The organism is Erythrobacter sp. Dej080120_24, from assembly GCF_036322605.1.
GTDB lineage: Bacteria > Pseudomonadota > Alphaproteobacteria > Sphingomonadales > Sphingomonadaceae > Erythrobacter > Erythrobacter aurantius.
In genome coordinates, this window is sequence record NZ_AP027262.1 from 585,199 (window position 1) to 602,672 (window position 17,474).

Consider the following 17,474-nt stretch of genomic DNA (forward strand, 5'->3'; position numbering starts at 1 on the left):
TTTGCGTTGGCGCTTCGGCGCATTAGCGAGCTTGTCATGACTGACACCCGATTCGATCCGTCCCAATCCGACGGGCGCTGGCAGCGCGCGTGGGAAGAGGCCGGCACCTTCACCGCCGATTCGAACAGCGAAAAGCCCAAGAGCTACGTGCTGGAGATGTTTCCCTATCCTTCGGGGCGCATCCACATGGGTCATGTGCGCAATTACACCATGGGTGACGTGCTGGCGCGCTACAAGAAGATGCGCGGGCACGAAGTGCTGCACCCGATGGGCTGGGACGCCTTCGGCATGCCCGCCGAAAACGCGGCGATGGAAAAGAAGGTGCATCCCGGCGCCTGGACCCGCTCCAATATCGAGGCGATGAAGGCGCAATTGAAGCGCATCGGCTTCGCGCTCGACTGGACGCGTGAGTTTGCGACCTGCGATCCCGAATATTACGGCCACGAACAGGCGCTGTTCCTCGACATGTACGCAGCCGGGTTGGTCTATCGCAAATCGTCCGAGGTCAACTGGGACCCGGTCGACATGACGGTGCTGGCCAATGAGCAGGTGATCGACGGCAAGGGCTGGCGATCAGGTGCCGAGGTCGAGAAGCGCAAGCTTGACCAGTGGTTCCTCAAGATCACCGATTTCGCCGAAGACCTGCTGACGGGACTGGGCGAGCTCGAGCACTGGCCCGAAAAGGTCAAGCTGATGCAGGAAAACTGGATCGGCAAGTCGTCGGGTCTGGAATTCAGTTTCGATCTCTCGAACGGCGAGACGCTGCCCGTCTACAGCACGCGGCCCGACACGATCTTCGGGGCGAGTTTCTGCGCCATCGCCGCCGATCATCCGATCGCGCAAGGGCTGGCCGACGATCCGGTCGTCGCCGCGTTCATCGAGGAATGCAAGAAGGGCGGCACCACCGCCGCCGCGCTCGAAACCGCGGAAAAGCTGGGCTATCGCACCGATATCACCGCACGGCATCCCTTCACCGGGGCGGCCATGCCCGTCTTCATCGCCAATTTCGTGCTGATGGATTACGGCACCGGCGCGGTGATGGGCGTGCCGGGGCATGACCAGCGCGACTTCGAATTCGCGACCAAGTACGAACTGCCGATCGCCCGCGTAGTGGCCAAGGATGCGAGCCAGGCCGACGCGCCGATGGGCGGTGAAGCCGAACCCGGCGACGGTGTGATCGTCAATTCGGATTTCCTTGACGGGATGAGCGTCGAAGACGCCAAGGCCGAAGTCATCGCCCGCGCCGAACAGGGCGGCTGGGGCAAGGGCACGACGGTCTGGCGCCTGCGCGACTGGGGCATTTCGCGTCAACGTTATTGGGGCACGCCGATCCCCTTCATCCATTGCGATGGCTGCGGCATCGTCCCGGTGCCCAAGGATCAATTGCCGGTCACCCTGCCCGATGATGTCGATTTCGACACGCCGGGCAATCCGCTGGAACGGCACCCGACGTGGAAGCATGTCGATTGCCCGAAGTGCGGTGCAAAGGCGCGGCGCGAGACGGACACTCTCGACACTTTCACCAACAGTTCCTGGTATTTCCTGCGTTTCGCATCGCAGCCGGCAGACAAGCCGTTCGACCCGGAGGAAATCGCCAAGTGGATGCCGGTGGAGCATTACATCGGCGGGATCGAGCACGCGATCCTGCACCTCCTCTACGCCCGGTTCTGGACCCGTGCACTTGCGCATATCGGCAAGCTGGAGGTGAAGGAGCCCTTCGCCTCGCTGTTCACGCAAGGCATGGTGACGCATGAAACCTATGGCCGCACGGTGGACGACAAGCCCGTGTGGTATTCGCCCGAGGAAATCGAGCGGACTTCCAGTGGCGCGACGCTCAAGTCTGATGGTGCACCGGTCGAAATCGGCCGTGTCATCAAGATGTCGAAGTCGAAGAAGAACACCGTCGATCCCGACAACATCATCGCCAATTACGGTGCGGATGCGGTGCGCTGGTTCATGCTGTCCGACAGCCCGCCCGAACGCGACCTCCCGTGGTCCGAAGCGGGGATCGAGGGCTGCTGGCGTTTCGTCCAGCGGCTGTGGCGGCTGTTCGGCCAGATCGACGATGCGGCGACGGGTGAGGACAAGGACCTCGCGCGCAAGGCGCATCAGGCGATTGTCGCTGTCGCCAGCGATATCGAGGCGCTGTCCTTCAACAAGGCGGTGGCGCGCATTTACGAATTGACCGGGGCCGCCGAAAAGGCCGCACCTTCGCAAAGCCGCAATTTCGCGATCCGCACGATCCTGCACCTGATCGCGCCGATGATGCCGCATCTGGCGGAGGAAGCGTATTCGCGGCTTGGCGCAGATGCCCTCATCGCCGATGCCGCCTGGCCCGATCATGATCCGGCGATGCTGGTGGAAGACGAGGTCACCATCGCGGTGCAGCACATGGGCAAACTGCGCGACACGCTGAAGGCGCCCAAGGGATCGTCGAAAGAAGATCTCGAGGCGCTTGCGCTCGCCAGCGAGAACGTCCAGCGTTCGATCAACGGAGCAGACATTCGCAAGGTGATCGTGGTGCCCGACAGGCTGGTGAACATCGTAACGTGATGCGGCGCGGGGCCATCCTTCTCGCGCTGTGCGCGCTGCCTGCCCTTTCCGCCTGCGGATTGCAGCCGATGTATGCGGGCGGGGCGAGTTCCGGCGTGGCGCAGGGGCTTGCCGCTGTCGAGGTTCCGCCAATTCCTGGCCGGGATGGCTGGCTGGTGCGCAACGCGCTGCGCGACAGGCTCGGTGTGGCCAATGCCGGACAAGGCGATGCCACGCCGCGTTATCGGCTCGACGTCCGGCTGGACGATGCGCTGGAAGCCCTGGGCGTGCTCAACGACGACACGATCAGCCGTGAACGCCGCATCCTCCGTTCGCGCTATCAGCTCACCGATCTGGCGACGGGAGAGATCCTGCTCGATGCGACTGCGGGATCGGATGCGGGGATCGACGTGGTTTCCTCTGAATATGCGACCATTGCCGCAGAACAGCGCGCGCTGGAAAACCTCGCGCAGGATGTTGCCGACCGGATGGCGACCCGCATTGCGCTCGTCCTGAGAGAGCGCCAGCGCGCGGGCGGCGCGCAGTGATGGCCCGATGAAGGGCAAGCATTCCGAATTCCTCCGCGGGGTGCCGCGCTCGGCTTCTCAGGCCACGATCTTCTTCTTTTGCGGGCCGGATGAAGCCGGGGCCTCTGCCGCCGCGACCAAGGTGATCGAGGCGCTGCCCGATCCCGGTGAGCGGGTCGAACTGTCGGGCGCGGATCTCAAGCGCGATCCGGCCTTGCTCGGGGACGAAGCGCGTTCGGGGTCGTTGTTCGGCGATGCGCGGCATATTCTGGTGCGGGCCAGCGGTGACGAGGCGCATGACGCGGTTCAGGCCCTGATCGATACCGGTGAAGCTGGCGCGGGGAAGGCGGCCCCGGTCATCATCGTCGCCACTTCCGCCACGGACAAGGCGCGCACCGCCAAACTCCTGGAGAAACGCCAGGACGCGCTGGTGGTGATGTTCTACCAGCCCGATCTGTCGAGTGTGGCGGCTTCGGTGCGGACCATGGCGGATGGTGCCGGCCTGCGACTGGGCGGCGATCTTGCCGAGAGGATCGCGCGGGCAGCGGGCCTTGATGTCCGGCTGGCGCAGTCGGAAGTCGACAAGCTGGCGCTTTACATGGATGCCTCGCCGCAGGCGCCGCGTAATGTCTCGCCCGAAGATTACGCGGAAATCGGCGCGGCCACCGAAGAGGATGGGTTCGGCCCGGTGGTTAATGCCGTGTTGGGGGGCGAGCTGGGCAAGCTGCCGGTTGAATTGAAGCGTGTGCGCGAGCTTGGCCTCAATCCTGTCGGGCTGGTGCTGGCGCTCGAACGGCGAGCGACCCAGCTTGTCCAGATCAGCGCGAAAATCGGCCCGCGCGGTTCGCTCGACAATCTCGGCAAGGGTGAAAAGGCGCAGCTTGGCATCTTCTGGAAGGAAGAGCGCGAAATCAGGCAACAACTGGGAGCATGGCAACCCCGCAAGCTGGATCGTCTGGTGTCCCGTCTTGTTGCATTGCACCGAAGTCTGCTTGCCAACAGTCAGGCGGCGGAGCTGCTGCTGGTGCAGGATCTGGCGGAAATCGCCCGTTTCGCCGCCAAGCGGTAGCATTTTCGGACAGCTTTTCATTTCGCATTCGCAAAATTACGCACTTGTGCGTATAGGCTTAACGAAGAATAAGGGGTTTCTCTTAAGGAGCGTTCCGGGGGAGCGCGAGGCTGAATGAACAAGATTTCCGGCACGCTGCTTGAGGCAGCGAACTCAGAGCAGGTCGAATACAGGATAGCGCCCTCGCTCGAGCGGCGGCGCCTGCGCGCTTATATCCTGCTGCTGTTGCTGGATGCCTTGCTGCTGCATGGTGCATTTGCTCTCGCCGGGCAGGTGTACGAAGGCCAATGGTGGCACGAGCGCAATATGCTTGCAGTGCAAACCATGCTGCCTCTCTTCTTCACCATCGCGCTCTACAACCAGACCTACAGCGGACGCTCGCTCGCCGATTGGCTCTATGGTGCGCGTCAGGCACTGGTGGCGCTTGTCATTTCGGCGGCATTGCTCAACTTCGTAGCATTCTACACCAAGTCCAACGCCCAATTCTCGCGCGTGTCGGTGACGTTGGGATTGATCATGGCTGCGGTCGCCCTCGTGGCCCTGCGCCGCCTTGTGCCGGTAGTAATCGAAAAGTTCTGGGGCGGCCGCACCATGAACCGTCTGATCATTGACGATGGCGGCCCTGATTTCACGCTCCATAAGGCGATCTCCATTTTCGCACAGCAATATGATCTCGATCCGACCAGCCACGATCCCTTCATGCTGGATCGGCTTGGAAGGTTGCTGCAGAATCAAGACAAGGTCGTCGTCAGCTGCCCCAGCGAGCGGCGGCAGGCATGGGCGTTCCTGCTCAAATCGGCCGGGGTCTATGGCGAGATCGTGAGCGAACCCGCGCACCAACTCGGGGCGACGGATGTGCACCGTTACGAAGGACAGGGGCGCACGACCCTGGTGGTTTCAACCGGGCCGCTCGGCCTGCGTTCGCGCATTTCCAAGCGCCTGTTCGACATCACCATCGCGGGCGGTGCGCTGGTCGCGCTTTCGCCGGTGCTGCTGATTGTCGCGGCTCTGATCAAGCTCGAAGATGGCGGGCCGGTGCTGTTCGTCCAGCGGCGGCTTGGGCGGGGCAACCAATTCTTCGACATGCTGAAATTCCGTTCGATGCGGGTCGAGCAGAACGATGCCAATGGCGATCGCTCGACCGGACGCGAGGATGACCGGATCACCAGAATCGGAGTATTCATTCGCAAGACTTCGATCGACGAGCTGCCGCAGCTGATCAACGTCCTGCGCGGGGACATGTCGATCGTCGGCCCGCGCCCACATGCCCTGGGCAGCCGCGCCAACAGCAAGCTGTTCTGGGAGGTAGACGCGCAGTACTGGCGCCGTCATTGCCTCAAGCCGGGGCTGACCGGTCTGGCTCAGGTGCGCGGCCATCGCGGCGCGACCGAGCAGGAGAAAGACCTGACCGACCGCTTGCAGTCCGATCTCGAATACATTTCGGGCTGGTCGCTGCGCCGCGATATCGCGATTGTGTTGCAGACCATCTGGGTGCTGCGGCACGACAACGCGTATTAGTGTTTCGAAGGCGCATCCGCGCCTTCATCTTCGGTGCTATTGTTCGCTGAGCTCACGCACCTGCGGGGCGGCCACTTGGCCTTGCGGCCCTTCGGGCCGTTGGAGCGCGAAAACCATGATTTGGATTGGCCCGGACCCGCGAGGATTTCGCAGCCCGGATGGGCTGCGCCAAACAAAGATTTCCAATCAATCCTGCGGGATGGTGAAGGTACCGGTGACCCTGCCGCTGTTGCCAGTCTCCCCCGGGGTGCCTCCGCCAGAACGCCCGTCAACGCTCGACAATCCGCTGTCGAGATCGATCACCAGTCGCCCGCCATTCAGAGTGTCGCTTCCCCGGCGCAATTCGACATTCCCGGCCACGGTGATCACCCTGCGGCCGAAGTCATAGACCGCGACATCGCCGCTCGCGCGTTCGTTCCCGCGAGTGACGACAACCCCGCCATTGGCCGTAATCCGGGTCACGTCGAGCGAGCCGTCATCGGTGTATTGCGCCAGCATCCGGTTGGAACGGACCGTCAGCGCACCCTGATTGATCGTCACGCCGCCGGTCAGGACAACTCGGTTTGCCCTGTCATCGAGTGCGATATTACCCGCATCGAACGATACCGGCGCCTTGGTGTCATGGCGGGCGATGGCCTGCGCCCCCGCCCCGCTTACCCCGGCGAGCGCGCTCGCCAGCACAAATCCTCCGACTGCCCAGGCAATCGCCACCCGGCCCAGCTGGCCATTCTTTCTTGCCATCATCACGGCATCCTCAACTGCCCCGGCACCATTGTCAGCCGGGCATTGCCATTCAATTCGAGCGTGCGAGCGTCGATATCCGCCTGCATCCTGTCCGCTGCGAAGGTCCCTGCAGGCACGGCACCCGCCACGCCAGCATCCCCGCGCATCATGCGGGTTTCAAGATCGAAGGACACGCCGCTGGCCGTCAGCGAATAGCCATCGGCGGTGCGCACGAGGATCGACCCGTCAACCGTCACGACCTCTTCGTTGATGTCGTAGACGCCGCCGGGCGCAGACAATCGCGCCGGGCCGTCGTTCAGCAGAAGTTGCGCGAGCAGGTCTTTCATCCGTACCAGCCCTTCGCTGCTCGATCTCTGCACGGCTTCGCCCGCAGTGATCGAGAAAGGTCGCCCGGTGTTGTCCCGCCCGCGATACATCGCATTGTCGACGCTCAGCCGCTCGTCGATCACCGCCACTTTTGTCCGGTCGAGCAGGAAGCTGACTTCGCCGCGTGGGGAAAGCGGGGTGATCACCATCAAGGCCGCGACGACCCCGACACCCATCGGCAGCGCACGTGCAAGAAAGCCGACCAGCCTGTCATGACTGCCACCCGGCGCGGCGAAGTGCTGCCTCCGGGAGCGCAGGGCCTTGGCCTCGCTGGTTTCGATGCGCTGTTTGATCGCCATGGGGATCGCCTAGGATGTGTATCCTTCATTGTGGCTGAATATGTCGCGGTTGTCCCATCCGGCAATATCCAGCTGCGCGCGCGCCGGAAGGAAGTCGAAACAGGCCTGCGCCAGCTCCATCCGCCCCTCGCGTTCCAGCCGCACGATCAACTCATCACGCAGCCGGTGGAGATACCGCACGTCGGAGGCTGCATATTCGCGCTGCGCCTCGCTCAGGACAGGGCCGCCCCAGTCGCTCGACTGCTGCTGTTTTGACAGGCTTTCGCCCAGCAGTTCCTCGGTCAGGTTCTTGAGCCCGTGGCGATCGGTGTAGGTGCGGACCAGCTTGCTCGCGATCTTTGTGCAGAACACCGGCGCGGCCATCACGCCGAGATAGTACTGGATCGCGGCGAGATCGAAGCGCGCGAAGTGATACAGCTTCAACCGGCTTTCATCCGCCAGCAGCGCGGTGAGATTGGGCGCTTCGTAATCGCTCCCCGGCGAAAAGCGCACGAGATGTTCGTCGCCCGAACCGTCGCTGATCTGGACGACGCAAAGCCGGTCGCGCGGGGTGATGAGGCCCATGGTCTCGGTATCGACGGCCAGCGGGCCGGTTCCTTCGAGCACGCCTGCGGGCAGGTCTTCTTCATGAAAATGCACTGTCATGGCCGGGACGCTTACGCGGATTGGGGATAGAGGGGAAGAGGCGTCTCGCCCAGCGGGCGCGCGGGCGTGTAGCCTTGCCGCATCATGGCATCCGAAGACATCCCCGAAAGCTGGCGCGAGGCGCTCGATCCGGTGCTTTCGACACCCGAAGCGCGCAAGCTGGGCGGCTGGCTGCGCGCGGAGGAAGACGCGGGCAAGGCGATCTACCCGCCGCGCGGGCAGCGGCTTGCGGCTCTCGCCAGAACGCCGCTCCCCTCGGTGCGGGTCGTGATCCTCGGGCAAGACCCCTATCACGGGCCCGGTCAGGCGCATGGCCTGAGCTTTTCGGTGCAGGACGGGGTCAAACAGCCGCCCTCGCTCGTCAACATCTTCAAGGAGCTGGAGAGCGATCTGGGTATTCCCCGCCCCAACACCGGCAATCTGTCGCGCTGGGCCGATCAGGGCGTGCTGCTGCTCAACAACACTTTGACGGTGGAGGCAGGACAGGCGGGCAGCCATGCGGGGCGCGGCTGGGACGCCATCACCGATGCCTGTGTGCAGGCGGTTGCGGACCGGGGGAAGCCGACCGTTTTCATCCTGTGGGGCAGCCATGCCAAGAAGAAGGCCGGGCGCGTGCGCGGACTTGGCGCAGGCGATCATCACCTTGTCCTTGCCAGCGCGCACCCCAGCCCGCTTTCTGCGCACAACGGCTTCTTCGGATCGCGCCCGTTCAGTCAGGCCAATGCCTTCCTCGAAGCGCATGGGCGCGAAGCCATCGACTGGTCGCTTGAGCCGCAGCTCGTATGAGTCGCGTGGGGCGGCATGGAACACCGAAACGGGTGTTTTGAAAAAATCGGTCCTGCGCCCAAGATTATGAAAAACAGCGATAATATCGCACTTGCGGGAATGGCGGGTGTGAACTTTCAATTTGCGTCCGATCCGGGCCATGCCGACGCCGCCAATGGCCCGGCAAGAATGACGTCGGATCATGCCCCCGACGGGCACGAGTAGGAAAGCCCGCGCTTGGGCGCAAATCGCGCCGGGCCAGATTGCCCTTTCCCGCTAGAGACGCGGGCGTCACGCCGGACCGATCAGAAATTCATGAACAGGTTGACGTTGGCGACGTGATCGATCCGGTCCGGGCCGTTCCGAACGACATACTGGTTGAGATAACCCGGCACCACTTCGATGCCTTGCGCCAGCGGAACCGAGACGCCCGCGAAATTGCGCCATACGCTAAGGCCGCCGCGCTGGAACTGGGTTTCATTGAGCTCGATGAACGGCTCTGAATAGGCGACCAGCTTGTTGTTCTCGCTGATCGGAACGCGAAGCTGCACGAAATTGCGCAGGCGCCAGGATGTGCTGTCGCCTTCCTCGAAAGTGCGCTGTTCCAGACGGGTGCGCGACTCCAGCGTGACCCCGCCATCGGTGCGGATCAGCCGGACGTTGAGCTCCTGATAGAAACGGTGCTCGTTCAGCTCCACCGGGCCGATCGGATCGGTCAGGATATAGGCATAGCCGCCACCGATGCTGACATCCTTGTTGATGCGATATCCCACAAGCCCGCGCAGCAGCAGCTGGCCCAGCCGGTCGGCATCATTGGTGAAGCGTTCCTGCGCCTCGGCGCGCACGAACCAGTCCTTTTCCTCGTCGATATCGACGGTGACGAACTGGCCGGTCCAGATGTTGAAGTCCTCCTCATTCGCGGCGGCGGGGGTGGCTACCGAAATCGAGAGGGCAAAGGCAAGCGAAGCGATGGCTGTGTTGCGCATGGGTCTGGCGAACGGTCTTTCGTGTTATCTTGGGAAGCAATAAATGCGGGCGGCATCGGTGGGATGCCGCCCGCTCTCCCGGAGTTGCTGGTCCTGGAGAATCTCTCTTGGAGAGGAGAGTTTAGTTGGCAGCGACAGTGGTCGGCTGGAACGGTACCGAGCTGTGGTGCGTGTTGATCTTGAGCTTGCCATCAGCACCACGGACATAGCCGAAGGTGTACTCGACCTTGGTCACGCTGCCGTCGGGGCCGGTGAAGAAGTAGTTGCCCATGGCGATTGCGTTGTCGTCATCGGTCACGATGCCTTCGTTCTCGAAGCGGACATTGGTCCAGCCCTTGATCGCAAAGCCGCTGTCTTCGGCATACTTGCCGCGCACGAAGTAGCTCAGCGCTTCGTCATAGGTGCCGCGGAACTGGTCTTCGGCAGCAAGCGTCGGCTTGAACAGCACCATCGAGTTGCCGTAGTTGTAGAGCGTGTCGAGGTGCTGGCGTGCCCGCGCTTCATAGTCGCCGCCCTGGGTGTAAACGGTGCTGATGTCGACGATGCCCTGGCCCCATTCGGCCTGTGCGGCTTCGACTTCTTCGGTGGTGATGGGCATGCCGTTGTCTGCGACGGCCGGAACGGCCAGAACGCTGGCGGTGGCAAATGCGATGGCTGCGGTGAGCGAGGTTTTCATCGGTTGTTCTCCTGCTGGCCGGGCAGATGACGATATCTCCGGCTGGTGGGTTGGAGATAGAGGCCGTGTTTCCACCATAAATCAGCCGCTTGGCAGGCTTCGCGGCCTACGCCGAATGGCCTATGCAGATTCTCCCGGCATCCCTAGAAAGGGGCATGGCCAGTAACCTTCCCGTCCTTCCCTCCGATACGGAGACGATCGCCGAGCTGCGCGAATTGTACCGCGCAGCAGAAGCGCGTGCGGCGCGCATGCGGCTGCTATCGGTATCAGGCCGCGAACTGGCCGAGGCCACTCCGGAAACGCTGGAGCCGATCCTTGCGAAATGCGCGGAGCGGCTGGCGTTTTTCCTCGGGCGGCGCACGGCGATGATTCTGCCGGTGGGTGCGGAAGGCGGAATGCCTATCAATGCGCCGGGATCATCCGGCGCCCCGCTCGCCCGGCTCGTGATCGACAGTTTGCGCTCTATCCGCGAGATAGACGATCCCGAAGATCGCGAAACCGTGCGGATGGAGCTGGATCTGATGGGCACGACCATCGATCGCATCCGCCGCGAGCAAGAGCGCGCGCAGTTGCTCGATGCCCTGCAACAGCGCGAGAAAAGCCTCGAATTCGTGGTCGAGCGGCTGGTGAGCGTGCAGGAAGAGGAGCGGCGGCGTGTCTCGCATGAATTGCACGACGGGGTCGCTCAGACCGCGACAGCGCTGGTGCGGGTGCTCGAAAGCGCCGAAGGTGGCCAGCCTGGCGAACTGCGCCCGGCAGAGATAGCGCGCGGGCTGGTGGCCGAATTGCGCCGCGTGATTGCCGGGTTGCGGCCGACCCTGCTCGACGATCTGGGCTTTGTGCCGGCGCTGCGATCCCTGTGCGAGGCGCTGGAAGCGGACGGGTATGATGTGTCAGTGCGGATCGAAACCGGGGCCGCGCGGCATTCGACTGCGATTGAAACCGCGCTGTTCCGCGTCGCGCAGGAGGCCTTTGCCAATATCCGCAAACATGCGGGCGGCCCATGCCGGGTGGAGGTCGATGCGCTGCTTTCGCCCGATGCACCGCGCCGGGTGCTGCGGATTGCCGACAATGGCTGCGGGCCCAGCGCCCAGACCCGCAAGGCGCAGCCGGGAGCGGGGCTCAACCTCGGGATCGAGGTGATGCGCGAGCGCATGACGGCGGTTGGCGGAAGGCTCGATTGGTGGGCGGGCGAACCGCAGGGCGTCGTGGTCGAGGCATGGCTGGCGCAAGGCTGATCGCGCGCATGACTTCTCCACGCATCCTGATCGTCGATGATCACCAGCTTGCCCGCGAGGGGTTGAGCGCAGTGCTGTCGCAAGGCGGCTATGACATCGTCGGCCTTGCGGCGAGCGGGGAGGAGGCAATCGAACTCGCCGCCCGGCTCGCGCCCGATATCGTGTTGATGGACGTGCGGCTGGGCGATGGGATCGACGGGCTGGAGGCGACCCGGCGGATCGTTGCGCAAGGCCTGCCAAGCCGGGTGATCATGCTGACCTTGCACGAAACCCCCGCTTATGTGCGTGAGGCTCTGTCGGCGGGAGCGGCGGGCTATGTGCTGAAAGAAGCCGCGATCGAAGAACTGCGCGGCGCGATCGATCAGGTGATGGCGGGCCATTCCGCGCTGCCGATTGAGCTCCTGAATGCGGCGATGCGCGGCAACGCCCCGACACCGCGCCGCGAAACGCTCGACCAGATACTCACCCGGCGCGAGCTCGAAGTGGTCGAACGCATTGCCCTGGGGCTGACGAACAAGCAGATCGCGCGCGAACTCGACATCAGCCCGGCGACGGTAAAGGTCCATGTCGAACGGCTGATCGGAAAACTGGGTGTCGCCGACCGCACGCAGGCGGCGGTGCTGGCGGTGCAACTCGGGGCCGGAGGGCAATGACGCGCATGACCGAACGCAACGCCAACCGCCCCGCGATCCCGCTGCTGCGGTTCTGGACCGACCGCCCGCTCGCATACAAGGGGCTGGTGGTGATCGCCCTGCCGCTGGCGATCCTGCTGGGCTCGCTGGTTTCGCTCTACCTCGCCAGCACCGCCGAATCCCGCGCCGAGGACGATGTCCGCCGCGCCTTCGCGATCCAGCGCGATACCTATCAGGTGCACGCCCTGCTGGCCGAAGCCGCCGCCGGAGTGCGCGGCTATGCGCTGACCCGCGAAGGCCAGTTTCTCGACAATTACCGTCAGGCCGAAGCGGAAATTCCGGTGACGATGGAACGGCTCGACATCGCTATCGAAGACCAGATTGTGCGCGGCCATTTCGAGGATCTGCGCCGCGTCGTCGCGCAGAAACGCGATGGCTTGCGCGCCACTGTCGAACTGGCGGAGGCGTCAACCACGATCAGCGCGGCAGACCTTGAAGCGGCCCTGGCCGAGAACAAGGCCGCGCTCGACACCGTGCGGACCGAGATCGAAAACGTGCAGCGCCGCGAAGCCGTGGTGCTCGACGAACGCCGCCTGCTGGTGGAAGAGGTGCGTTCGGGCTTCCTTGCGCTCACCACGATCAGCGCCATCGTCGGCCTGCTCGGCAGCCTGACGGGCGTGTATCTTTTCTCGACCGGGATCGTGCGGCGCGTGAACAAGCTTGAAGGCGATGCCGAACGGCTTGCCCGTGGCGAGCGGCTAGTCGAACAACCTGAGGAAGCCGATGAAATCGGTCGCCTGACACAGCGGCTCGTGGGGGCCAGTGCATTGCTGCGCGCGCGCGAGGACGACTTGCGCGCAAGCGAGGAACGCTTTCGCCTGATCATCGAACGCGTGCGCGATTACGGCATCTTCACGCTCGACACCGGCGGTGTGGTGACCAGCTGGAACCTCGGCGCGGAACGGATCAAGGGGTGGCAGACCGAAGAAATCCTCGGCCAGCATTTCAGCAAGTTCTATCCCGAGGAAACGCGTGATTACCTACCTGGCGCCATGCTCGAACGGGCGCGCGCCGAAGGTGCGGCAGAGGACGAGGGCTGGCGCGTGCGCAAGGACGGGTCGCGCTTCTGGGCCAACGTCGTCATCACCGCCCTGCGCGATGAGGCGGGCCAGCTGCGCGGGTTTGCCAAGGTCACCCGCGACATGACCGAACGCCGCCGCAGCGAGGAAGCCCTGCGCCTCGCGCGTGAGGAAGCCGAAGCCGCCAACCGCGCAAAAAGCGAATTCCTGTCGCGCACCAGCCACGAATTGCGCACCCCGCTCAACGCCATCCTCGGCTTTGGCCAATTGCTTGAGATCGACGAGGATGACTTTTCCGACGAGCATCGCGAGGCGATCGGACAAATCACCAAATCGGGCCGCCACCTGCTCGCTTTGATCAACGATCTGCTCGACATTTCCAGCATCGAGGCGGGCGGGGCCGACCTCCAGATCGACACTTTCGAGATTTCGGAATTGCTGGAGGAAGTCCACCGTCTTGCCGCGCCGATCGTGGCGAGTGCGGGGCTGGATTTCGAGCTGGAAGACCCCTTCTCACCGATCAGCGTGCGGGCCGACCGGCGGCGGGTGACACAGGTGACGCTCAACCTGATCGGCAATGCCGCCAAGTACAATCGCGAGGGCACCCATGTCCGGCTGGTTGCGCGCAACACCGATCAAGGGGTGGAAATCGCGGTCGAGGATGACGGGCCGGGCGTGGAGGAGGCGCATATCCCGCGCCTGTTTACCGCGTTCGACCGGCTCGGCCAGCAGAAGCGCGGCAAGATCGAAGGGACCGGCCTTGGCCTTGCCCTGTCCAAGAGTCTGGTTGAATCGATGGGTGGTACGATCTGGTACGAAGCGATGGAGAACGGATCGCGCTTCTGTTTCCGGCTCCCCGATGCCGCCGCTTCCGATGATCAATCCGCAGCAGTCCAAGGGGCCAAGTGATGAAACGTCTGGTCAGCAGCAGCGAAGTTCTGGCGTGCCGCATTCTCGCCATCGACGACGAGGAAGCCAACGTCATGCTGTTGCGCAGCGTGCTTCAGCGCGAAGGCTACACCGATGTGCACTGCCTGACCGATCCGACGGAGGCGCTGGCGGCCTATATCGACCTTCAGCCCGATATCGTCCTGCTTGACCTGATGATGCCCGAAATCGACGGTTTCCAGCTGCTCGAAGCCTTCGGGCGGCATGACAAGCCCGACGAGTTCCGCCCGGTGCTGGTGCTGACGGCGGACACCACTATACAGGCGCGGCGCAAGGCGCTGGCACTGGGGGCAAAGGATTTCGTTTCAAAGCCCTTCGACGTGATCGAAGTGGGCTTGCGGATTTCCAACCTGCTGGAAACGCGGCTGCTGTATCAGCGCCTGCACGGGTAAGACCCCGCGCAAGCGCCGGATACGGTTCAGAACACCGTCGTCAGGCGCGCGCCCACGGTGACGCCGGTGTCGCGAAAGGCCACCGCGCTATCGACCACCTGCACATTCGCCGTCAGCCCGACGCTGTCGAAGATCTGGTGGGTGTAGAACGCCTCAACGCCCGTCTCGTCCTCGATCCCGAGGCGGAAGGCGATGTCGTCGACCAGTTCGTCGGTCAGCGAATACTGGAAATAGGCTAGGCCAAAGCGGTCTTGCGGACGGAAGCGCGGATTGCCTGAAATCCCGAAATATCCCGAATAATCGAGGAAGGTGGGATCGCCCATCGACGCCTGAAAGCGTGCGAGGATGCCCCAGCCCTTGCCGCGGGCTTCGGGATAGAGCTTCACGAACTGGTAGTAGGAAAGCTGCATCGCCAGCTCGCCGCTTTCATTGCCGAACGTGCCGAACGGCTGCGGCGGCGGGGTGAGCGCGCGCGGCAGGATGTCCTGCGCGAAGCTGTCACGGGTCGAACCGACGATGGCGAGGTTCACGATCCCCGGCTTGTTGTCGATGCTGACGCGGCGGGCGGCAGCGGCCATGAAGGCGACCCCGCTTTCGAACGCCGTCTCAAATCCCGTGCGCTGATACTGGCTGTCCGGGTCGAACACCCATGCGCGGTAGATCATCTTGCCCTTGGGCACGGTCAGCATCGCGCCGGTAAGCGTGTTTGGCACAACGGCCGTGGGCGGCAGGGCAATGCCGAGGTTCTGGAACCCGAAATGCCCGTCGCTCGCCACGATCGGCAGAGCGCCCGATGTGTCGAGCAGGTTCATCTTGCCGACTTCGAGCGTCGCGCCGGAATTCCATTTCCACAGCAGGCTGGCGGACAGATCGAAATCGCCCGAATTTTCCGGACGGAACAGCGCGGTGTTGCCGGGGATCAGCCCGACCTGGCCATTGCTGTCCTGGCCCCATGTGTATTCCGGGCGCAGCTTGATCGTGAGATTGGACGGGCCGCCGTAGACGCTCGAATTGACTTCGATATAGCCATCGACCCGGCCCGAATATCGCGCCAGACTGCGCGCATCGCCGCTTACGGGGACATCCACGAATTGCGAAGCGACCACCCGCACGTCGAGCGGCTTTGGCGCCGGGCGTGCCGGCGGGGCTGCCGCCGGTGCGGAGGATTGTGCCAATGCCAGCGCCGGTGGGTTGATGTTGGTAAGCGCGCCCAGCGTCTCGACCTGCCGCTCAACCCGCTGATCGGCGATGATGATGGTGTCGTTATGCGCGGCGGCGAGTTCGAATGTTTCCGGAGTAATTTCCGTCCCGGCGGCGTTTTCTGCCATGGCCGGAGCTGCAAATGCGATGATCAGCGCGCTTGCTGCGCAGCGGAACTTAAATGATGACACGACCCTCTAATCCCTGTTCCCGTCATGAAGCTTCTGCCGGCTTTTCACGACTATCGTCCAACGTTCCTCGCGCCCGTTCGACCACCCGGACTCTGACAAGTCAAGCCGAGGGGAGCAAACGGGAGCGGAGCGATCTACCAAGATCGCTTGGAAGCCATTGTATTGGAACGACAATTTCACCCATTTTGCAGGGTTTTGTTAACCGTTTCAGATGGTTCGGGTGATCAGCGCGGCAATTCTGTCACACCCATCAGCGCCTCGTCCACGGAGCGCGCGCATTGGCGCCCTTCGCGGATTGCCCACACGACAAGGCTTTGCCCGCGCCGCATGTCGCCGCAGGCAAAGACATTCTCGACGCTGGTGGCATAGCTGTTGGTGTCGGCATCGACATTGCCGCGCGTGGTCAGTTCCACCCCGGCCTGTTCGAGCAGTCCGGCCTTTTTCGGCCCGACAAAACCCATCGCCAGCAGGATCAGGTCTGCCTTGATCGTGAATTCGCTGCCCACGATTTCGCGCATCTGGCCATCGACCCATTCGACCCGGGCGCATTCGAGCCCGGTCACGGTTTCGCCGTCACCGATCACACGCTTGGTCAGCACGGCCCAGTCGCGCTCGACGCCCTCCTGATGGCTGGAGGACGTGCGCAGCTTCAGCGGCCAGTCGGGCCAGGTCAGTGCCTTGTCTTCCTTTTCCGGGGGCTTGGGCATGATTTCGAGCTGGGTGACGCTGGCTGCGCCTTGACGATTGGAGGTGCCGACGCAGTCCGATCCGGTGTCCCCCCCGCCGATCACAACGACGTGCTTGCCAGTCGCCTTCAGCGTGCCGCGCGGGGCGGCGCGTTCCTCGGCATCGCCCGCCACACGCTTGTTCTGCTGGGTCAGGAATTCCATTGCAAGGCGCACACCCGGCATTTCCGCACCGGGGATAGCGAGCGGCCGCGCGTCTTCCGCGCCGCCTGCCAGCACCACCGCATCAAAGTTTTCCTGCAGGCTCTTGAACGAGATGTCGACGCCCACTTCCTTGCTGGTGCGGAATTCGACGCCTTCGGCTTCCATCTGGACGCAGCGGCGGTTGATCAGGTGCTTTTCCATCTTGAAGTCGGGGATGCCGTAACGCAGCAGCCCGCCGACCCGATCGGACTTTTCGAACACAGTGACGCTGTGCCCTGCGCGCGCCAACTGTTGCGCGCAAGCGAGCCCTGCCGGGCCGGAGCCGACCACGGCGACCGATTTGCCGGTCTTCTTTTCGGGAACTTGCGGCGTGACCCAGCCTTCGTTCCATCCGCGATCGATGATCGCGCATTCGATGCTCTTGATCGTCACCGGCTGGTCGATGATGTTGAGCGTGCAGCTCGCCTCGCACGGGGCGGGGCAGATGCGGCCCGTGAATTCGGGGAAGTTGTTCGTGCTGTGCAGCAGGTCGAGCGCGTTCTTCCAGTCCTGTTCGTAGACCAGATTGTTCCAGTCCGGGATCAGATTGTTCACCGGGCAGCCGTTGTGGCAGTAGGGAATGCCGCAATCCATGCAGCGCGAAGCCTGCGACGAAAGCGTCGCGTCATCCGGCTGGATGACGAATTCCCGGTAATTGTTCAGCCGTTCCTTCGGATCGAGATAGTCGCGTTCGCGCCGATCCAGCTCGAGAAATCCGGTGTCCTTGCCCATGTCGTT

At 63.4% G+C, this 17,474-nt stretch carries 16 protein-coding genes; 9 read left to right on the forward strand and 7 right to left on the reverse strand.

Features of this window, described 5'->3' with window-relative positions; all coding sequences use genetic code 11:
• Positions 1-36: 36 nt before the first annotated feature.
• The 4 genes from leuS (at position 37) to AABA34_RS02945 (ending at position 5,646) form a co-directional block, all read left to right on the forward strand.
• Positions 37-2,553 (forward strand): leucine--tRNA ligase, encoded by a 2,517-nt coding sequence (gene leuS / locus AABA34_RS02930; RefSeq protein ID WP_338303817.1) that lies wholly within the window; start codon positions 37-39, stop codon positions 2,551-2,553.
• The gene (gene lptE / locus AABA34_RS02935; RefSeq protein ID WP_338303818.1) at positions 2,553-3,080 is read left to right on the forward strand and encodes an LPS assembly lipoprotein LptE; all 528 of its coding nucleotides are present in this window, start codon (positions 2,553-2,555) and stop codon (positions 3,078-3,080) included. Before leuS ends, lptE begins: the two co-directional genes overlap by 1 nt.
• Before the next feature lie 7 nt (positions 3,081-3,087).
• Positions 3,088-4,128: a DNA polymerase III subunit delta gene (gene holA, locus AABA34_RS02940; protein WP_034956283.1), complete on the forward strand. Its 1,041-nt coding sequence runs from the start codon at positions 3,088-3,090 to the stop codon at positions 4,126-4,128.
• Between the two features lie 114 nt (positions 4,129-4,242).
• The gene (locus tag AABA34_RS02945; protein ID WP_338303819.1) at positions 4,243-5,646 is read left to right on the forward strand and encodes an exopolysaccharide biosynthesis polyprenyl glycosylphosphotransferase; all 1,404 of its coding nucleotides are present in this window, start codon (positions 4,243-4,245) and stop codon (positions 5,644-5,646) included.
• A gap of 186 nt (positions 5,647-5,832) precedes the next feature.
• Here AABA34_RS02945 and AABA34_RS02950 read toward each other — a convergent pair whose 3' ends face one another.
• Genes AABA34_RS02950 through AABA34_RS02960 form a run of 3 tightly spaced genes read right to left on the reverse strand, consistent with a single transcriptional unit; the run spans position 5,833 to position 7,700 of the window.
• Positions 5,833-6,390, reverse strand: coding sequence for an LptA/OstA family protein (locus AABA34_RS02950; protein ID WP_338303820.1), 558 nt, complete (start codon positions 6,388-6,390; stop codon positions 5,833-5,835).
• Positions 6,390-7,055 (reverse strand): LPS export ABC transporter periplasmic protein LptC, encoded by a 666-nt coding sequence (lptC, locus tag AABA34_RS02955; RefSeq protein ID WP_338303821.1) that lies wholly within the window; start codon positions 7,053-7,055, stop codon positions 6,390-6,392. Before lptC ends, AABA34_RS02950 begins: the two co-directional genes overlap by 1 nt.
• A gap of 9 nt (positions 7,056-7,064) precedes the next feature.
• Positions 7,065-7,700 carry a ribonuclease D gene (locus tag AABA34_RS02960; protein WP_034956279.1) on the reverse strand — a complete coding sequence of 212 codons (636 nt, stop codon included), beginning with the start codon at positions 7,698-7,700 and terminating at the stop codon, positions 7,065-7,067.
• Between the two features lie 84 nt (positions 7,701-7,784).
• Here AABA34_RS02960 and ung point away from each other — a divergent pair, with 84 nt between their 5' ends.
• On the forward strand, positions 7,785-8,486 hold the full coding sequence (gene ung, locus AABA34_RS02965; RefSeq protein WP_338303822.1) for a uracil-DNA glycosylase: 702 nt from the start codon (positions 7,785-7,787) through the stop codon (positions 8,484-8,486).
• Positions 8,487-8,770: 284 nt separating this feature from the next.
• Here the strand turns inward: ung and AABA34_RS02970 are convergent, their stop codons facing one another.
• Positions 8,771-9,451: a DUF2490 domain-containing protein gene (locus AABA34_RS02970; RefSeq protein ID WP_338303823.1), complete on the reverse strand. Its 681-nt coding sequence runs from the start codon at positions 9,449-9,451 to the stop codon at positions 8,771-8,773.
• Positions 9,452-9,572: 121 nt separating this feature from the next.
• The gene (locus AABA34_RS02975) at positions 9,573-10,127 is read right to left on the reverse strand and encodes a phosphoribosyl-AMP cyclohydrolase (protein WP_338303824.1); all 555 of its coding nucleotides are present in this window, start codon (positions 10,125-10,127) and stop codon (positions 9,573-9,575) included.
• Positions 10,128-10,282: 155 nt separating this feature from the next.
• Between AABA34_RS02975 and AABA34_RS02980 the strand changes: the two genes are divergently transcribed.
• The 4 genes from AABA34_RS02980 to AABA34_RS02995 are packed head-to-tail and all read left to right on the forward strand — an operon-like array spanning position 10,283 to position 14,416.
• Positions 10,283-11,365 carry a sensor histidine kinase gene (locus tag AABA34_RS02980; RefSeq protein ID WP_338303825.1) on the forward strand — a complete coding sequence of 361 codons (1,083 nt, stop codon included), beginning with the start codon at positions 10,283-10,285 and terminating at the stop codon, positions 11,363-11,365.
• An 8-nt stretch (positions 11,366-11,373) separates the two neighbouring features.
• The gene (locus AABA34_RS02985; RefSeq protein WP_338303826.1) at positions 11,374-12,018 is read left to right on the forward strand and encodes a response regulator; all 645 of its coding nucleotides are present in this window, start codon (positions 11,374-11,376) and stop codon (positions 12,016-12,018) included.
• A gap of 5 nt (positions 12,019-12,023) precedes the next feature.
• A complete protein-coding gene (locus AABA34_RS02990) occupies positions 12,024-13,985 on the forward strand; it encodes a sensor histidine kinase (RefSeq protein WP_338303827.1) in 1,962 nt (653 codons plus the stop codon).
• The gene (locus tag AABA34_RS02995) at positions 13,985-14,416 is read left to right on the forward strand and encodes a response regulator (protein WP_034956274.1); all 432 of its coding nucleotides are present in this window, start codon (positions 13,985-13,987) and stop codon (positions 14,414-14,416) included. Before AABA34_RS02990 ends, AABA34_RS02995 begins: the two co-directional genes overlap by 1 nt.
• Before the next feature lie 26 nt (positions 14,417-14,442).
• On the opposite strand, the gene AABA34_RS03000 is transcribed toward AABA34_RS02995, so the two are convergent.
• Entirely contained in the window at positions 14,443-15,807 is a 1,365-nt protein-coding gene (locus AABA34_RS03000) for a carbohydrate porin (protein ID WP_338303828.1), read from the reverse strand.
• A gap of 224 nt (positions 15,808-16,031) precedes the next feature.
• Positions 16,032-17,468 carry a glutamate synthase subunit beta gene (locus AABA34_RS03005; RefSeq protein ID WP_338303829.1) on the reverse strand — a complete coding sequence of 479 codons (1,437 nt, stop codon included), beginning with the start codon at positions 17,466-17,468 and terminating at the stop codon, positions 16,032-16,034.
• Positions 17,469-17,474: the final 6 nt, after the last annotated feature.

Coding starts and splice junctions, on each gene's coding strand:
- AABA34_RS02970 (WP_338303823.1), bottom strand. CDS start 9,451: ATGCGCAACACAGCCATCGCTTCGCTTGCCTTTGCCCTCTCGATTTCG.
- AABA34_RS02950 (WP_338303820.1), bottom strand. CDS start 6,390: ATGATGGCAAGAAAGAATGGCCAGCTGGGCCGGGTGGCGATTGCCTGG.
- AABA34_RS02995 (WP_034956274.1), top strand. CDS start 13,985: ATGAAACGTCTGGTCAGCAGCAGCGAAGTTCTGGCGTGCCGCATTCTC.
- lptE (WP_338303818.1), top strand. CDS start 2,553: ATGCGGCGCGGGGCCATCCTTCTCGCGCTGTGCGCGCTGCCTGCCCTT.
- holA (WP_034956283.1), top strand. CDS start 3,088: ATGAAGGGCAAGCATTCCGAATTCCTCCGCGGGGTGCCGCGCTCGGCT.
- leuS (WP_338303817.1), top strand. CDS start 37: ATGACTGACACCCGATTCGATCCGTCCCAATCCGACGGGCGCTGGCAG.
- AABA34_RS02980 (WP_338303825.1), top strand. CDS start 10,283: ATGGCCAGTAACCTTCCCGTCCTTCCCTCCGATACGGAGACGATCGCC.
- AABA34_RS02975 (WP_338303824.1), bottom strand. CDS start 10,127: ATGAAAACCTCGCTCACCGCAGCCATCGCATTTGCCACCGCCAGCGTT.
- AABA34_RS02990 (WP_338303827.1), top strand. CDS start 12,024: ATGACCGAACGCAACGCCAACCGCCCCGCGATCCCGCTGCTGCGGTTC.
- AABA34_RS02960 (WP_034956279.1), bottom strand. CDS start 7,700: ATGACAGTGCATTTTCATGAAGAAGACCTGCCCGCAGGCGTGCTCGAA.
- AABA34_RS02985 (WP_338303826.1), top strand. CDS start 11,374: ATGACTTCTCCACGCATCCTGATCGTCGATGATCACCAGCTTGCCCGC.
- ung (WP_338303822.1), top strand. CDS start 7,785: ATGGCATCCGAAGACATCCCCGAAAGCTGGCGCGAGGCGCTCGATCCG.
- lptC (WP_338303821.1), bottom strand. CDS start 7,055: ATGGCGATCAAACAGCGCATCGAAACCAGCGAGGCCAAGGCCCTGCGC.
- AABA34_RS02945 (WP_338303819.1), top strand. CDS start 4,243: ATGAACAAGATTTCCGGCACGCTGCTTGAGGCAGCGAACTCAGAGCAG.
- AABA34_RS03005 (WP_338303829.1), bottom strand. CDS start 17,468: ATGGGCAAGGACACCGGATTTCTCGAGCTGGATCGGCGCGAACGCGAC.